The following is a 15,449-nucleotide window of genomic DNA, read 5'->3' as shown; positions in this document are numbered from 1 at the left end:
ATTCCAGTAACTTCCGCCTCAAACGCAAGGAACGGCTATCCGCAGTGCGGATAGCCGTTCCCTGGCTAAGTCTGGCGTTAGCGCCAAAGACCTTCTTTAGAGAGCGCGAATGTCTGCAGCCTGCAGACCCTTTGGACCCTCAACAACTTCGAACTCCACCTTCTGGCCCTCGTCCAGGGTGCGGAAACCCTGGGTCTGGATTGCAGAGAAGTGTGCAAAGACGTCTGGATCGCCGCTGTCTGGAGCGATGAAGCCGAAGCCCTTTTCAGCGTTGAACCACTTGACGATTCCGGTTGCCATTTTCTTATTTGGTCCTTTCAGACGTTTCTCGCCGGTTTAGTTGGCGAGCTTGGTTGTAATCTGCGCATCCTCCGAATTCCAGGATGGAAGACGGATAATGCGAAGCAGCCAAGTCATTCACTTCACGTCTAGAAGGGGGCTCGCGTCAACCGAGGTGGTACGACATTCACAAACTTCTAACGGGTACTTCGCGAATTACTTTGGAACTACATTGCCTAGCCTACGTGTTTGGTGACGACAAATGAATAACTTTGAACCAATTAATCAGAAATTTGGTTAAGCGGTGAGCCGAGTTCACCGAAATGCCGGTTTGATGACGCGGAATACGACCACGGCAGCGATCAGGGACAACGCCGCGGCGATGCCGGAAGTCAGCAGGACTCCGTGGTCGAAGGCCATGGCTGCGGAGCCCAGCAGCGCTTGCGCGTCGGCGGCACTCAAATCGGCGGCGACCTGGTGCGCTCCGCCCAAGGTCTCGCCGGCAGTTTGCAGCTGGGCGTCGGTCAGCGAGCCGGGCGCGAGCAACCGCGAGGTGTAGACCGTATTCAGGATGGTACCCAGCACTGCAATGCCCAGTACCGAGCCCACTTCGTAGGCGGTTTCCGAGATCGCCGATGCCGCGCCGGCCTTGGAAGCCGGGACTGCGGAGAGCACCATGTCATTGGACAAGGTCTCGGTCATGCCGATTCCGGTACCGAGAACAGCAAATGCGGTCATGAGCAGGAAGGAATTCGATCCCTCCCCGGCGAGGATCACCAGCAGGTAGGCGACCGCGGAGAGGATCAGGCCGATGGCCATGATGTTCGGCGTGCCGAATCGGCGCGAGAGCGCCACCGAGAGCAATCCGAAGCCCATGGTCAGCACCAGGCCCGGGGTCATCCACAGTCCCGCCACCAGCGGGGAGAATCCTGCAATGAGCTGCAGATGCTGGGAGACGAAGTAGATGAAGCCCACCAGGGAGAAGATGCCGATCAGGTTGACCATCAACGCGCCAGAGAACAGTGCGTTGGTGAACAAGCGGACATCGAGCATCGGCTGTTCGGCCTTGAGCTGCCGGCGTACGAAAGCCGCGCCGCAGACAATGGCCAGGACGATGGCCGCGGCCGAGAAGTACCACGGGGCAGTTACCGCGGTCTTGATGGCGTAGACAAAAGGCAGGAGGGTGAAGACCACCAGCAGGATCGAGAACGGATCCACGCGGCCCGGGTTCGGGTCCTTGGATTCGGGGACAAGGATCATGCCGCCGATCAGCAGGGGCAGGAGCATTGGCACGGCCATCAGGAAGACCGAGCCCCACCAGAAGTGCTCGAGCAGCACGCCGCCGACAATGGGGCCAAGCACCGCACCGCCGGAGAAGGCCGCCGCCCACACCGCAATGGCGGTCCGGCGTTCGGTATCGTCCGGGAAGATATTGCGGATCAAGGACAACGTGGCCGGCATGAGCATTGCGCCGAAGACGCCAAGCAGGGCACGGGCTGCCACCAGCTGGGTGGCATCCGTGGCGAAAGCGGCGAGGGCGGAAACCAGCGCGAAGCCGGTCGCGCCGATCAGCAGCAGCTTGCGCCGGCCGATGCGGTCGCCCAGTGATCCCATGGGGACCAGCAGCCCGGCCAGGATCAGCGGGTAGATGTCGATAATCCACAGCAGCTGGTTCCCCGAGGGGGACAGGGCTCCGGTGATTGCCGGGACCGCGAAGGAGAGCACGGTGTTGTCGACGGAAATGAGCAGGACAGGGAACAGCAGGACCACCAGTGCCGCCCAACGGCGCGGCTTGCTGAGCACTGTAACGCGTTCGGAGATATTCGAGGTCATGACGTTCGCCCTTGGATAGGTAGTGGAATGCGCGGAGATTTGCCCGCAATTGTTAACTGTACCGTCTAGACGGTATAGTTACAATTGTTGGTAAAGTCAGATCGATCACGAACTACACCTTGGAACGGAGAACTATGGCTCGCCCACCTGCCGCCCGCGGCAAAGTGCTTGACGCCTATATCGCGCTCTTGTGCGAAGAGGGGGAGCGGGCAGCCACGCTGGATGCCACGGCCGCACGCGCCGGAGTCTCCAAGGGCGGGCTGCTCTACCACTTCGCCTCCAAGGATGCGCTGGCGGACGCGGTCATCGAGGCCGCGGAAGAACATGTCGCCCGTGATGTCGAGGGGATGCGCACCTCAGCGGAAGGGGCGTCCGTTTATTACGTGCGCACCAGCGCGGAAGTCGATACCGAATTGGATCGGCACCTGGTGGCCCTGCAACGCCTGGCCCAGGCCGGGGTCAAAGCCGCGACGGAAAAAATCGAGAGCACCAATGAGCGCTGGTTCCGGTGCATTCTGGATGAAGTCGGCAGCAAGGACATCGCGCATCTGGTGATGCTCGCCGGCGAGGGGCTCTACGCGAACCTGGCCCTGCCCGGGACTTGGTACGAGCGCAATTTTGATGGCGAGCTCAATCGCTTACTAGAGTTGGTCTCGAGAATAAAAAAGTTGGGAAACCTCAACGAATAGCGGGCAGGTAGAAATCAATGAAGAACAAGAGCGTTGCTTCTCCAATCAGAGGACGAGTTGGAGCGCTGCTTGGCATCCTGCTGCTGGCACTGTCACTGCGCGCCGCAGTGGTGTCAGTATCCCCATTGCTCTCCCGCATTGAAGCGGATATCGCGTTCACCGAGTTCACCACCGGCCTGCTGGCGATGCTCGCGCCCATTGCTTTCGCAGTCTTCGGCCTGCTCACTCCGCGGCTGATCAAGGCTTTCGGCCTGGAAAAAACCCTGATGATCTCGCTGGGCCTAGCTGTCATCGGCCAGGTCGCCCGGATCTTCATGCCCGAGGTCTACTCCTTCCTCGCCCTGTCCATCATCACCTTGGCCGGCTACGGCATGGGCAACGTGGTGCTGCCGCCATTGGTCAAGAAGTACTTCCCTGACCGTATCGGCATGGTCACCAGCGGCTATGTCACGATGCTGGCCATCGGCACCTGGATGGCCCCCCAGTTCTCTGTTCCACTGGCCAATCTCAGCGACTGGAAGATCTCCATTGGTTCCTGGGCCGCCCTGTCGGGCATCGTGCTGGTGCCATGGCTGGTGCAGCTGCTTGCCGACCGCGGGACACAGCGCCCGGATAACCCGGTCCACGCCAGCGGGCATCCGCAACCTATCGCCAAGATCAACCCCTGGAAGTCCAAAGTGGCTTGGGGCCTGGCAATTTTCCTGGCCGGCAACTCGGCGCAGACCTACGTCTACTTCACCTGGCTTCCGCCCTACCTGCAGAACCGCGGCCTCGACGAAATGGCAGCGGGCAACATGCTGGCGCTCTTCGCGATCCTCGGCCTGCCGGTCAGCCTGCTGGTTCCGCTCTGGGTGCCTCGGCTGAAGCACCCGATCATTGCAGTCCTGGTCTTCACCTCGTGCTGGATTGCCGGGCACCTTGGCATCTATCTGTCGCCAACCCAGAACACTGCGCTGTGGATCTGCCTGGCCGGCCTCGGGCAGGGCACCTTCGCCATTGCCCTGCTGATGATGAACCTGCGCTCGCGCACAACCTACGGTTCAGGCGTGCTCTCGGGCTTCGCCCAGGGCCTTGGCTATGCCGGTGCCGCGGTGGTTCCCATGCTCTTCGGCGTGGTGCAGAAAGCCACCGATTCATGGGGTGCGGCCTTTTCGATGCTCGGCGGCTGCGTCATCGTGATGCTGGTCGGGGCGATCATCATCAACCCGCCGCGCACCATCGAAGACGATTCGCCAGGCACCGAGGCCCTGGGCAAGCTCGAGCGCATCGACTAGAAGTGGCGCTGCGGACCCTCGCTGGACGGTGGCGTGGGGCGGGAGCGATGCCAATGGCCCGCGGCCAACGGGACCGACCAGCCGAAGCGGATGGAAGCCACGCGGATGGCAAAAGCCAAGGCGGCAATGCCGGCGCCCACCGGAACGTTCATCAGCCCCAGATGCCAGGCCACGGCGGTGAGCGCGGCACCCACCATGGCGGCCAACGCGTAGATATCGCGCGGGTTGAACAAATCCGGGGTGACGTTGGAAATGACATCGCGCATCAAGCCGCCGCCTACGCTGGTGATGACACCAAGCAGGACCGCGGTGACCGGATTGAAGTCGTGTTCCAGGGCCTTGAGCGTACCGGTGACGCAGAACAGGCCCAGGCCTGCCGCGTCGAATAGCTGGACCAGGCGGTGCAGCTTCTGCACCGCGGGGGTAAACGCGTAGACGCACAGCGCCGCGAGCACCGGAGGCACAAAGTAGACCGGATGAGCGAAAGTCGCCGGGGACTGATTCAGAATCAAATCCCGCACCACTCCGCCGCCCAATCCGCAGACCCCGCCGAGGAAGGCCGAACCGAGCAGATCGAAGCCACGGCGAGCGGCCATCAATGAACCCGCGACGGCGAAGAAGAAAATGCCAATGAGCTCGATCAGGATGTACATTCCGGGCCTTTTGCAGGTCAATCAGTGGGTCAAGGCTCAATTATTGCTCACCGGCGAGCTCAGCCAAGAATCTTGGCGAGCTTGACCAGGGTGTTGTGGTTACGGGTCGTCACAATGCGTTGCTTTGCCTGTGCGGCCATGAGCTTCCCGATGGGATTCGCGGTGCTTTCGCCCTTGCGGACAATCCACGCTACGGCACGGCCCTGGACCAGGTAGGCTCCTGGCCCAGCGAGTCCCTGGATAGCGGCGCCCACCGCTTGGGCATCCTCAGCCGATTCGCAGAGCGTGAAGTAGCCATGGTGTTCGCTGGCCGGATCGGGCAAGGGCAGCGGGAAGGGCTGGGACAGCTGCTCGATTTCCGCGACGGTGCAGACAAGCGTGGGAATCGGCCGCTGGTAGTGCCCGGCCAGAACCGCATTGCAGTGCTCCTGGACTTCCAACGGATCAGAACTGGATGCGCTGAGCACCGCATTGCCGCTGGCCAAAAGCGTTTTCACGTCGGTGAAACCAGCAGCGAGAAGCAGCTGGGCCAGGTCCTTCATCAGGACCTTGACCCCACCGACATTCACCCCGCGCAGGAATACGGCGTATCTAGTCATGGATCAATCCAAGCGCATCGGATTGATGCTTGTCGAGGGTCGTTATGAATCATAAAGATCGCTAGGATCAAGAATATGCCTACGCACTTACCCTTTGGATCATGGCCATCATCGATTTCCGCGCATGACGTCGCTGCCGGAACCAAGCCGCTGGGCGGAGCCTGCTTCTTCTCGGGAAAGCTCATTGTCCAGGAAGGCCGTCCTGCCGAAGGCGGGCGCATCACGCTCATGGAATACGCCACCGACGGCACTGCCGGTGCAGAGCTCATCCAAGCACCATTCAACGTGCGCTCCCGGGTCCACGAATACGGTGGCTCCAGCTGGATGCTCATCGAGGGCGGCACCCCGGCCATTGTCTTTGCGAACTTCGCTGACCAGAGGGTTTACCGGCAAACTGTCGGGGAGCACGATGCCGCGGCCCTGACCCCCGCCAGCGTAGCCGACGCAGACCCGCAGCTGCGCTTCGCCGAATTCACCCCGGGTCCAGAAGGCAGCATCCTGGCGATCATGGAAGACCTGCGGGCAGAGCCGGTACGCCACATCGTGCAAATCCCCCTGGATGGCAGCGCAGCCGAGGACCCGGGCAAGATCCGCATCCTCAGCGCTCCGGCGCGATTCGTTGCCGCGCCACGGCTGAACCCCGCGGGAACCCGGCTGTCCTGGATCAGCTGGGAACATCCGAATATGCCGTGGGACTCCACCGAGCTGCATCTGGCTGATTTCGCCGAAGAAGGCGTACTGGAGGACACCGTCATTGCCGGTGGAGCAGAAGTCTCGGTCATGCAGCCGGAATGGCTCGATGATGACCAGTTGGCGTTCATCTCCGATGCCAGTGGCTGGTGGAACCCCTACCTCTACCAGGACAGCTCGGCGCGCACCACCCGGCTGGTTGACCGTGCCGCAGAATTCGCCGGCCCGCTCTGGCAGGTGGGCACACGATGGTACCTGGCAGAAAGCGCCCGCACCCTGCTGTGCTCCTACGGCACCGGCACCACCAAGCTGGCACGCCTGCACGCGGACACCGGGGGATTGGAAGACCTCGCGCTGCCATTCACCGGCATCCGCCCGTTCGCGCTGCGTGACGGGTGGCTGCTCGCCGGCACGTCCTCGATGACCCAGGGCGAAGAAATTACCTTGATCAACCTCGACACCTTGGAGCACCACCCGGTGACCCGTGCGATCGCGCAGCTGCCGGATCCAGCGGTGCTTCCGGAGGTTGAAGAGTTCGAGTGCAAGAACCTCGCCGGACAGTCCGTCCACGCGTTGCTCTACCGGCCTTCCCAGGAAGGCTACTCAGGGATGGAGGGCGAACTGCCGCCCTTCGTCACCTTCGTGCACGGCGGCCCGACCAGCCAGGCTTCCCCGACGCTCAGTGCCGCGGTTGCCTTTTACACCTCGCGCGGGATCGGGGTAGTCGACGTGAACTACGGCGGCTCCACCGGCTATGGCCGCGAGTACCGCAACCGCCTGCGCGGCTCCTGGGGCGTAGTCGATGTTGCCGATACCGTCGCGGTGGTCAACGCGCTGGTAGCGCAGGGCATTGCCGACCCCGCACGCATCGGCATCGAAGGCGGCAGCGCCGGCGGGTGGACCGTGCTGTGCGCGCTGACCTTCTCCAATGCCTTCACCGCGGGCATCAGCCGCTACGGTGTTTCGGATCTGGTGGGCCTGGTGCAGGACACTCACGACTTCGAATCGCAGTACATGTTCACGTTGGTCGGACCGTACCCGGAAGCTGCTGATCTCTACGAGAAGCGCGCGCCAATCAACCACGTGGCGAAGATTTCCTGCCCCGTATTGCTGTTGCAGGGGGATGAAGACAAGGTGGTGCCGCCGGCGCAGTCCCAGATCGTGGCGGACGCGCTGGCCGAACGCGGCATTGCCCATGCCTACATCCTCTTCGAAGGAGAACAGCACGGCTTCAGGAAGTCGGAGAACATCATCAAGGCGTTGGAAAGCTCATTGGCCTTCTACGCGCAGGTCTTCGAATTCCAGTCGGACGTTCCGGCGATCGTGCTGTCCTAGGACAAATCAGGACCTGGACCCGGGGCCTGCCAGGAATCCCGCAAGCGATCCATTTCGCGGCGGTCCTTCTTGGTGGGCCGGCCGGCGCCGCGTTCGCGGATCGGCACCTGGGGAATGACCAGGCGTTCGCGCGGCGGGGTGTGGTCGATGTAGCATTTTGCGGCAACCGGCGCGCCGACGCGCTTGGAAATCAGCCCGCTGACTTCCAGCTCGCGGTCGAAACCGTCTTTGCGCACACGGATGCGATCACCGGAGACAACGGTTTGCGAAGCCTTCACCGGATCGCCGTTCAAGCGAACATGTCCGGCACGGCAGGCAGTGGTCGCGGACGAACGGGTCTTGTAGATGCGTACTGACCACAGCCACGCATCGAGACGTACTTTGCCGCTTCTTGGAATTTCGACCATGGGAAAATTCTAGATCAGCGGATGGCTAGTGCCGCTGAAGCTGCTAAACCGCAGCCTCGTCGCAAATCCCGATCAGGCGCTGCTGCAGCGCTTCGGGTGCTTGGTCTCCTGAATTTGCGAGCTCCTGGAGCACATCGACCAAGTCTTGCGGCAGGCCACCGCCCTGGACCGATTTCACAATGGACGAGAGGACACGAAGTTCGCTAGCGTCGATGGTGCCGTCCTGGACCGGTGCGCAGGCTTGGCGCACGATTTCCTTGGACGCTGCATCGGTCAGCTGGTTAGCCGCGTCGGCCGCGGTGTCTTCAACAAATGCGCATCCGGTGCTCAATAGAGCCATACACGAAATCGCAACGAGCGCTGTTGCCTTTCGAACTTTCTCAATCCCCATAACAATAAATCATAGCCATGGAGATTGAGTTTCTGCTGAATGCCAACCGAGTCGATCATCTGAAGATCGGATGGCATGATGCACAATGGATCGGTGACTAGCGAGCAGAAGAACACCGCAAATGACAGCGCAACGGGGCAGCAAATCATTGCCCAACTGGCCCGGGAACTCTCCGAGGAATCCGCGGTAGCCCCCTGGCAGATCAAGGCAGCGATCGAGCTCCTGGACTCCGGATCCACCGTTCCCTTTATTGCCCGTTACCGCAAAGAGGTTACCGGCATGCTCAGCGACAGCCAGCTGCGCCTGCTCGAAGAACGGTTGCGCTACCTGCGTGAATTGGAAGACCGCCGCGCAGCTGTACTGGAAGCCATCGCCGAAGCCGGCAAGCTGACCGACCAGCTTGCCGAAGCGATTCGCGCCGCCAGCACCAAGGCGGAACTCGAAGACCTGTACTTGCCATTCAAATCCAAGCGCCGCACCAAGGCCCAGATTGCCCGCGAGGCAGGCCTTGAACCCTTGGCAGATCTGCTGCTCGCGGACCCAATGACGGATCCGGTGCAGGCGGCTGCCGACTACCTGAACCCGGATGCAGGATTTGCCACCGACGCAGATGCGCTTTCCGGAGCGCGTTCCATCGTGACTGAGCGCGTATCCCAGGATGTCGTTCTCGCCGGCGAACTGCGAGAACGCCTGTGGAACAGCGGCAAGATCGGTGCCAGCGTCGCCTCGGGCGCCACCGCAGAGGGCCAGGGAAAGTACTCCGATTACCTGGACTATGTGGCACCACTTGATCGCTTGCCATCACACCGGGTCCTGGCCCTGTTGCGCGGTGAACGCGAAGGCGTGCTGAATCTGCAGCTCGCTGAAGCTGATCCACGCGACGAACAGGCCTTGGACGAAGCGCGCAGCGCCTACGAAAACGCTATCGCCTCCTCCCTGGGGCTGAACGTTCCCACCGGTGCGCCTGCTGCCAAATGGATTGCGCAGACTGTGCGTTTGGCGTGGAAAGCCCGCCTGCTGACCCGCTTTGAATCAGACTTGCGCTCACGCCTGTTCGAAGCCGCTGAAGATGAATCGGTGAAGATTTTCGCGGCGAACCTGCGCGATGTGCTGCTGGCGGCGCCTGCCGGCAACAAGGCCGTGCTGGGCTTGGACCCGGGCCTGCGCACCGGTGTGAAGGTTGCAGTGGTGGACCTGACCGGCCAATCGGTGGAAACGGCAACGATCTATCCCCATGCGCCAGCCAATAAATGGAATGAATCCATCGCGGTACTGGCCAAGCTAGCCCAGAAGCACGGCACCACGCTGATTGCGGTAGGCAACGGCACTGCGGGGCGCGAAACAGACCGTCTAGCTGCCGAGGTCATCAAGATGCTTGGCGGCGAGGGCGTCAGCAAGGTCATCGTCTCGGAAGCCGGCGCTTCGGTCTACTCGGCCTCCGAGCTGGCCAGCCAGGAATTGCCGGATATGGATGTGTCGCTGCGCGGCGCGGTATCGATCGCCCGCCGCTTGCAGGACCCGCTGGCCGAGCTGGTGAAGATCGATCCGAAGTCCATCGGCGTGGGCCAATACCAGCACGATGTCACTGCCTCGAAGCTGGACCGCGCGCTGGATGCGGTGGTCGAGGACTGCGTGAATGCCGTAGGCGTCGACGTGAATACCGCATCCCCGGCCTTGCTGGCCCGGGTAGCCGGCGTGGGACCGCTGCTGAGCCGCAACATCGTGGATCACCGTAACGCCAACGGCCCTTTCGCTACCCGCAAGGATCTGCTGAAGGTACCGCGTCTGGGAGCCAAGGCCTTTGAACAGTGCGCGGGCTTCTTGCGCATTACCGGCGGCAAGGAAAAACTCGATGCTTCCTCGGTGCACCCCGAAGCTTATGTACTGGCCAAGACCCTGCAGAGCAGCGCCGAGGCGCAGGGCCGCCGGCTTGAAGAGCTGAACCCGCAGGACTTCGCCACGGACCAATTTGGCGAGCCAACCATTCGTGACGTGATTGCCGAGCTGCGCCGCCCTGCCCGCGACCCCCGTGGCGAATTCGTGACGGCCACGCTCAAGGAAGGCGTCGAGACCATCAAGGACGTCAAGCCGGGGATGATCATGGAAGGCACCGTCTCCAACGTTGCCGCCTTCGGTGCGTTCGTGGACCTGGGCGTCCACCAGGACGGCCTGATCCACGTCTCGGCCATGAGCAGCAAGTTCATTTCGGACCCTCGCGAAGTGGTCAGTTCCGGCCAGATTGTCAAGGTCAAGGTGCTTGAAGTGGATACCGTGCGCAAGCGCATTTCGCTGACTCTGCGGCTGGATGACGAACTGCCTGCTGCTGGCGCGGAGGCCAGGAACTCCGGACCAGGCGAACGCAAGGGACCGGGAGCTGGCCGTTCGGCGCGCTCGGGCCAGAACCGCACTGGGCAGAACCGCTCTGGGCAGAACCGCAAGGCCCAGCCCGCGCAGGGCAAACCGGCTGCACCGGGCAACACCGCGATGGCCGAGGCGCTGCGCAGAGCAGGACTGGGCAAGTAGTTAAGCAGCGTATCGGCATGCCTAAGTTAGGTTAGTATCGGCTACATTAACTCGATCCCAACTTGGGATGATTCCCTAATTCAGGTTTGACTAAGTGAGTCCGAACTTCGGTGACAAGGTGGGAAAACAGGTTTAGTCTGATGACATGGAACTTACAGGAAAACTGGCAGAAGCCTTCAGCACCCAGGTAACTCTCGAACTAACCGCAGCAACGGTTTACCGTCAGCTGGCAGTTGAAATGGACGTATTGAGCCTTCCCGGCATTGCTGGCTGGTTCCGCGCCCAGGCCGGCGAGGAAATCGTGCACGCGGAAAAGTTCATGACCCACATGACCGACCGCTCGGCCCACCCGAAGATTGGCGAGCAGCCTGCCCCGACTGTGAATGTGAACAGCGTTGCAGATGCCTTCGCAGCTTCCTTGGCCCACGAGCAGAAGGTCTCCGGAGCGATTCGCGAGCTGTACCGTTTGGCGCAGACCGAGGGCGACATCGACTCCCTGCCGCTGCTGCACTGGTTCATCGATGAGCAGGTTGAAGAGGAAGCCACCGTTGGTGAAATCCTGGATCGCGTCAGGATGATCGGCAACGATGGAAGCGGCCTGCTGCGACTGGATGCAGAGCTCGGCTCGCGCTCTTCCGCATCCTAAGAGGCGGCGAGGCACGCATCTTCTAAAAATGGAATAAACTTAGGGAAGCAACCGGTGGTTGCTTCCCTAAGTTTTTTCATTTGAGGTGGTTGTGAACCAGGTGGGCTATCCACATCAGTCGGCTCGGACGTCGTCCATTGCCAATACCCACCGGACGACTGCCTCGCTCAAGCTGCGCAAGGGCGCCGGCCGCCACTACGTAGTGCAGAGCCATTTGGAGCACGGCACAGAGCTGGTCCTGATTGAGGTCAACGGCTCGTGGGCGCATGTTCTCGTGCACCAGATCTACGGTTGGCTGCCGAATATCTATCTTGAAGCGATCCCGGCGGTCTTTGACGAGCCGGTAGTTGCCGAAGACGATGACGAGCTGGCCGAGCCAGTTCTTTCACGCTATTCATTGATCGAAGCCACCCATGCCACGACGGCAACGTTGAATCTGCGCAATGGCAGCGGCACTGGGTATCCGGTGCTCAAGGTCATTGACCAGGGGTCCAAGGTCCGCTCGATGCTCCAGCAGGGATTATGGTCCCAGGTGCAGTGCGGCAAATTGCTGGGCTGGGTTCCCAGCATGTACTTGCAGGAGATTCCGTCCCGTCCAGCCAAGGGCGGGCTGATCGCCGTTCCCAACCAGCGGGCACTGACCACTATCGGATTGAACGCGAGACGCGGTCCTGGCGACCATTACTCGCTAGTGCGGATTCTCCCAGCAGACACGGCCGTGGTCATCGTCGCGCGCCAGGGCGCGTGGCGGCAGATTGACCGCGATGGCGAAGAAATGTGGATCCCTGCCAGCCAGCTTCGTACGGTGTACTGACCAGATTCGATTCTGTTTCAGGCGATCTGCAGATCCGCAGACGAAACCAATCCGGATTCTGTAGCCACTACTGCCAGTTGCACACGATTGGTGACGCTTAGTTCCTCCATGATGCGCGCCAAGTGGAGCTTCACCGAGCCCTCGGAGATGTGAGCGATACGGGCGATCTGAGAATTGGTGAGCCCGGCTGCTACCAGGCGCACCAGGCTCCGATCGCGTTCGCTGAGCTTGCGTACAACGGATTGCTGGTCTGAGCGGCGCACGATTTTCGCGGTCGATTCCCAACCGTCCGACGGCTGGGCAAAAAGTTGGTAGCCTGCAGCGAGCATGCGCAGTGCGCTGGGCAGTTCCGCGCTGATGGAGCTTTTCGAGATCAGCCCCGAGCTGCCAGCATCGTAGGCCTTGGCGATATCGTCCCGCTGGTATCGGGTAGCCAACACCACGATCTTGGTATTCGGTGCGCTCTCGGAGATTTCGCGGATCGAGGAGAATAGATCCGTCCCATTCAGCGACGATTCCAGGATGACGAGGTCCGGCTCCAACTCGGTTGCAGCTTGAACGGCCTCGGACATGCAATCCGAAACATGCTCGATCATCATGTCGCTGGCCTCGGCTAAGACGCCAGCAATCCCGGCCCGTGAGAAATGGTCACTATCAGCCAGATGAATACGGATATGCGACATACAAGAATCCTCCATCACTACGAACTGGTACTGTCCTGGCCAATCCTTCTCAATGCATCCTGAGTTGGGGATAGCTAGCAGGTGATTCACAGTCTATGGCCAACTAGTCAAATCCCTTGGCTTGACAGATAGCATTGCGGCGTTGTTGTCATATTGTTACATCACTGTTTGGGTAAATTTTCAGGTCAGCTGTTGTAAATGCATTATTTTCTCTAATGGCAAGAAGTTAAATTACTGCTCAGTATTACCTGCTGGCCATCGATTCTGACCGCGTGGCTAAGAAATTTGACCTGAGTATGCAAAGAAATGACTGAAAGAAACCTGTGAGCCGAGGTTCATCAACCGTAGAGTCAAACATGGAGATCGTGCACCCGTGCGTTCTTCGCGCTCGGCACCTTAAACGGTGGTCTACGGTCCTACGGCCTGGTGACCAATAGGTCGACGCACTTGAGAAGGTTACAACCATCGGAAGGTAACGGGACAGATTACTGTGATGAATCAAAAAAACCCCGCACTAAGTCGAAAGAAGGGGGCGGGCACTGTCGCCCTGGGTACGACTGCAGCAGTTGTGTTCGGCTCACTGCTCTGTGCTCCTCCAGCAATGGCAGACACTGTGGAGACGGGCGCAGTCTCTGCCGCACACGGTCATGGCATCTTCGTTGAAGGCTTGGGCCTTGATGTAGTTGGAAGCGCCAAGGCGGACTCCGAGTTCCCAGATAACGTCGGTGAAAATGGCAACGACATCGACGTTGAGCTGTTGAAGACCCTCGGGCTTAACGTGGGTACTTTGGACCTGCCGCTGATTAAGGGATCGGATGCTGAACCCGGATTGCTACATTTGGGCAACCTCGGCGCGTTGTCTAGTTACGCGATTTCGGAATCCGAAATCACCTCCACCGCTTCTGCCGGTATTCTCGGTGAAAACGGCGCTTTGAATGTTGATGGGGATCCAGGTAACGGCATTGACCCATCAAAGCTCAACCTGACTGATCTGCTGTCGCAGGTTATATCCGACGAGCTGGTCGATGAAGTTCTGAGCGAGGCTTCAATTACGCTAGGTGCGCTTGGCTCGACGGCTACGGAAACAGAAGGCGTTGTTGAATCTGAATACGGTGTAGCTGACCTTCAGCTTGACGTGACTTCGCCGCTAGTCGGCGGGATTGTGGGAGAAGTTGACGGCCTAGTCAACGATCTCATTACACCTATCAACGGTCTGATCGGTACGGGTGGAACAATCGAAACTCTGGTCTCAGGAGTCGTCGATACTATTGACTCTTTGGGCTCCGTTTTGGTACCTCTCGCCAATGCTCAACTAAACGACCTATCCATAAATGCGACACCACTTATCTCCGCAATTAGTGCGGAGTTGCTTGCCAGCCCGGTATCCAATGAGTCGGGCAGCGTAGTCCTAGATCTTGCAAATGGCACGATCCATGTAGATTTGGCTGAGTTCGTCGTAGATGGGCAGCCGGGTGCAACCAACCTCAATGATTTGGAACCGAATACTGAGGTTCTAAGCGGCGACACTGTCAACGCCATTCTGGCTGGTGTGACCGAGGCTTTGACCGGTTCCGGAGAGAATTCGCTTCTCTCAAAGATTTCCGGAGTGATTACTGAGGGAATTTACGATGTCGAGCTGACTGTTGACATTCAGGCAGAAGTTCTTCTGCTCGTGGATGCACCGGTGACTGTCAGCGGAACCCTCGGCGGATTCCTAGGTATGGAAGGGCACAACAGCACGGACCTCATCGACGTTAGCGGTATTAATGTTGCTGGAATTCCCGTGGGTACAGTTCTGGATCCAATTACTGATGCTCTAACTGGTCTTGTTAGTGGCATCGGTGAAGCGTTGCAACCGGCAATAGATACTGTTCTTGATGATCTGCAGCCTACTGTTATGGATGCAATCCAGCCAATTGTTAGTCGTCTGCTTGACGAAGCGCTGAATCCAGTACTGTCAGAGGTCGTTGCCATCACCATTAATGAGCAACCCGCCGTGGGTGACCTTGGAACCGACAGCTTCACTGTTCGTGCACTGGCAGTTGATGTATTACCAGGTATCGCTGGTGGTGTCGGTGTTGATCTTGGATCTTCGTCGATCAAGGCCCTTGATGAAGCGCCTGCAGTGGCCGTAGTCGATATCCTGACTCCGGTCGACGGTGATGTACTTCCTGTTGGCCCCGTTGAGGTGACGGGTACCGGTGAGACTGGCACCGAGGTAACTGTCTCGATTCCGGGCCAGGATGATCAGGTGACCACTGTTGACGGAGACGGAAACTGGGCTGTCACGTTCCCTAACATGCCAGCCGGTGACCACACAGCTACTGCAACAGACGAGAACGAATCAACCGATTCCGTGAGCTTCGTGGTAGTTGAGAACAGTGATGAGAATACTGCAGATAACACGGACGCGAACACCGATGCGAACACCGATGCGAACACCGATGTGAACACTGCGGATAACGCTGATGCGAACACCGATGCCAACACGGATGCGAATACTGACGCGAACACCGATGCGAACACCGATGTGAACACTGCGGATAACGCTGATGCGAACACCGATGCCAACACGGATGCGAATACTGACGCGAACACCGATGCGAACACCGATGTGAACACTGCGGATAACG

At 59.8% G+C, this 15,449-nt stretch carries 14 protein-coding genes; 7 read left to right on the top strand and 7 right to left on the bottom strand.

Annotated elements, in window-relative coordinates:
- Window positions 1–96 precede the first annotated feature (96 nt).
- A complete protein-coding gene (locus AAZQ98_RS00070) occupies window positions 97–300 on the bottom strand; it encodes a cold-shock protein (RefSeq protein WP_013349999.1) in 204 nt (67 codons plus the stop codon).
- Between the two features lie 294 nt (window positions 301–594).
- Complete coding sequence (locus tag AAZQ98_RS00065; RefSeq protein WP_434688994.1) at window positions 595–2,112, bottom strand: MFS transporter; 1,518 nt, start codon at window positions 2,110–2,112, stop codon at window positions 595–597.
- Between the two features lie 134 nt (window positions 2,113–2,246).
- Here AAZQ98_RS00065 and AAZQ98_RS00060 point away from each other — a divergent pair, with 134 nt between their 5' ends.
- Both AAZQ98_RS00060 and AAZQ98_RS00055 read left to right on the top strand, forming a co-directional pair.
- On the top strand, window positions 2,247–2,801 hold the full coding sequence (locus tag AAZQ98_RS00060) for a TetR/AcrR family transcriptional regulator (RefSeq protein ID WP_434688993.1): 555 nt from the start codon (window positions 2,247–2,249) through the stop codon (window positions 2,799–2,801).
- Window positions 2,802–2,818: 17 nt separating this feature from the next.
- Entirely contained in the window at window positions 2,819–4,075 is a 1,257-nt protein-coding gene (locus AAZQ98_RS00055; protein WP_434688991.1) for an MFS transporter, read from the top strand.
- On the opposite strand, the gene AAZQ98_RS00050 is transcribed toward AAZQ98_RS00055, so the two are convergent.
- Together AAZQ98_RS00050 and AAZQ98_RS00045 are read right to left on the bottom strand one after the other, a co-directional pair.
- Window positions 4,072–4,728: a trimeric intracellular cation channel family protein gene (locus AAZQ98_RS00050; protein WP_105658855.1), complete on the bottom strand. Its 657-nt coding sequence runs from the start codon at window positions 4,726–4,728 to the stop codon at window positions 4,072–4,074. The two genes, AAZQ98_RS00055 and AAZQ98_RS00050, sit on opposite strands and share 4 nt — an antisense overlap.
- Before the next feature lie 59 nt (window positions 4,729–4,787).
- Window positions 4,788–5,327 carry a DUF1697 domain-containing protein gene (locus AAZQ98_RS00045; protein WP_434688990.1) on the bottom strand — a complete coding sequence of 180 codons (540 nt, stop codon included), beginning with the start codon at window positions 5,325–5,327 and terminating at the stop codon, window positions 4,788–4,790.
- Window positions 5,328–5,402: 75 nt separating this feature from the next.
- Here AAZQ98_RS00045 and AAZQ98_RS00040 point away from each other — a divergent pair, with 75 nt between their 5' ends.
- On the top strand, window positions 5,403–7,352 hold the full coding sequence (locus tag AAZQ98_RS00040; RefSeq protein ID WP_434688989.1) for a prolyl oligopeptidase family serine peptidase: 1,950 nt from the start codon (window positions 5,403–5,405) through the stop codon (window positions 7,350–7,352).
- On the opposite strand, the gene AAZQ98_RS00035 is transcribed toward AAZQ98_RS00040, so the two are convergent.
- On the bottom strand, window positions 7,349–7,759 hold the full coding sequence (locus tag AAZQ98_RS00035) for an RNA-binding S4 domain-containing protein (RefSeq protein ID WP_434688988.1): 411 nt from the start codon (window positions 7,757–7,759) through the stop codon (window positions 7,349–7,351). The genes AAZQ98_RS00040 and AAZQ98_RS00035 overlap by 4 nt on opposite strands.
- A 43-nt stretch (window positions 7,760–7,802) precedes the next feature.
- On the bottom strand, window positions 7,803–8,099 hold the full coding sequence (locus AAZQ98_RS00030) for a hypothetical protein (protein ID WP_434688987.1): 297 nt from the start codon (window positions 8,097–8,099) through the stop codon (window positions 7,803–7,805).
- A 129-nt stretch (window positions 8,100–8,228) separates the two neighbouring features.
- Between AAZQ98_RS00030 and AAZQ98_RS00025 the strand changes: the two genes are divergently transcribed.
- The 3 genes from AAZQ98_RS00025 (at window position 8,229) to AAZQ98_RS00015 (ending at window position 12,133) form a co-directional block, all read left to right on the top strand.
- A complete protein-coding gene (locus tag AAZQ98_RS00025; RefSeq protein WP_434690080.1) occupies window positions 8,229–10,673 on the top strand; it encodes a Tex family protein in 2,445 nt (814 codons plus the stop codon).
- A gap of 145 nt (window positions 10,674–10,818) precedes the next feature.
- Window positions 10,819–11,319: a ferritin gene (locus AAZQ98_RS00020; protein ID WP_133834868.1), complete on the top strand. Its 501-nt coding sequence runs from the start codon at window positions 10,819–10,821 to the stop codon at window positions 11,317–11,319.
- Window positions 11,320–11,419: 100 nt separating this feature from the next.
- Window positions 11,420–12,133 carry an SH3 domain-containing protein gene (locus AAZQ98_RS00015; protein ID WP_434688986.1) on the top strand — a complete coding sequence of 238 codons (714 nt, stop codon included), beginning with the start codon at window positions 11,420–11,422 and terminating at the stop codon, window positions 12,131–12,133.
- A gap of 17 nt (window positions 12,134–12,150) precedes the next feature.
- On the opposite strand, the gene AAZQ98_RS00010 is transcribed toward AAZQ98_RS00015, so the two are convergent.
- On the bottom strand, window positions 12,151–12,816 hold the full coding sequence (locus tag AAZQ98_RS00010; RefSeq protein WP_434688985.1) for a LuxR C-terminal-related transcriptional regulator: 666 nt from the start codon (window positions 12,814–12,816) through the stop codon (window positions 12,151–12,153).
- Window positions 12,817–13,309: 493 nt separating this feature from the next.
- Here AAZQ98_RS00010 and AAZQ98_RS00005 point away from each other — a divergent pair.
- Window positions 13,310–15,449: choice-of-anchor G family protein (locus AAZQ98_RS00005; RefSeq protein ID WP_434688984.1), on the top strand; the 2,140-nt coding region annotated here is incomplete at its 3' end.

The sequence above is a fragment of the Glutamicibacter sp. Je.9.36 genome (assembly GCF_051129975.1).
Lineage (GTDB): Bacteria > Actinomycetota > Actinomycetes > Actinomycetales > Micrococcaceae > Glutamicibacter.
Note: the sequence above shows the minus strand (reverse complement) of the source record. Positions and strands in the feature narration are given on the sequence as shown.